Source organism: Nocardia sp. 852002-51101_SCH5132738 (genome assembly GCF_001665695.1).
GTDB lineage: Bacteria > Actinomycetota > Actinomycetes > Mycobacteriales > Mycobacteriaceae > Nocardia > Nocardia nova.
This window is the reverse complement of record NZ_LZML01000008.1, coordinates 1-1069: the sequence shown is the minus strand read 5'-3', so window position 1 is coordinate 1069 and position 1069 is coordinate 1. Positions and strand designations below refer to the sequence as shown.

The following is a 1069-nucleotide window of genomic DNA, read 5'->3' as shown; positions in this document are numbered from 1 at the left end:
GCGGCCCGGCCCTCCAGCACGCCCTGCATCAGGCCCAGATGGATCGGGCACACCACACTCGCACGAGTTTCGGCCAGATCGAGGAAGGGGCAGTGCCGCAACCGGATTCGCGTCCGGCCGCTATCGATGTCGGGTTCGGGGTCGAATCCGACCTCGTCGAGCACCCGCACCAAATCGCTCACAGCCTGCTCGGCGGTCGGCGCCTCGGCATCCATGTCGCGAGTCAACGTGCGGCCCCAACTGCGCCCGGCCTCCTCCGCACGATCCAACGGGTCGGGATCGGAGGCCAGCTGAGCGGTGAGGATATCGGCGAGCAGCCGGTAGTTACGCGGCCCGGCGGGGTCCATCCCGCGATGGGCGCGAAACATTTGCGGAGGCCGGCCCGGACCGGTGCGCGGACTGTCGACCCGCTCGGCCTGCCCGGCCTCGACCAGCGCCTCGAGGTGAAAACGCACCGTGTTCGGATGCAACTGCAGGTGCGCGGCGATATCGAGGATGCTCAACGCATCACGCGAGTCGCGCAATACCGCGAGCACCTCGCCGCGCCGCCCACCACCGGCCCCGGCCGGCGTCGCACGCGAACTGGACGGCGTGGCAGCGGACGTCGTTTCGCGCGTCATGGCTGGGCACTCCGTTTCGGCAGCGCGGCAACCAGCGGCGTATCCACCCCGACGGGGCCGAGTTTGGCTGCGCCACCGGGAAATCCGAGAGGTTCGTCGCGACCGGGCAAGGTCTCGCTGAAAAAGGCGGCGTTGTCGTCGAGGTAGGGCTCGAGCTCGGCCGGCAGGTCGTCCTGGTAATAGATCGCCTCCACCGGGCAGACCGGCACACACGCCCCACAGTCCACGCACTCGTCGGGGTGGATATACAACGAGCGAGCACCCTCGTAGATGCAGTCGACCGGACACTCCTCCACACACGCCCGGTCCATCACGTCCACGCACGGCTCGCCGATCACATACGCCATACCTCTATTTATACATCCAAAGCTTGTATAAACTAAGACCGGTGACACACCCCACCGAATCTCCCGGCGCACGCCGTCGGCAGCGGATCCAGTTCACATCAC

2 protein-coding genes are annotated in these 1069 nt (G+C 67.0%); both read right to left on the bottom strand.

Annotated features, from left to right (window positions below; genetic code table 11):
• On the bottom strand, nucleotides 1-620 hold a 620-nt coding region (locus tag A5789_RS01260; protein WP_064922688.1), incomplete at its 3' end, for a metalloregulator ArsR/SmtB family transcription factor.
• The gene (gene fdxA, locus A5789_RS01255; protein WP_064903837.1) at nucleotides 617-967 is read right to left on the bottom strand and encodes a ferredoxin; all 351 of its coding nucleotides are present in this window, start codon (nucleotides 965-967) and stop codon (nucleotides 617-619) included. The genes fdxA and A5789_RS01260, both read right to left, overlap by 4 nt.
• Nucleotides 968-1069 lie beyond the last annotated feature (102 nt).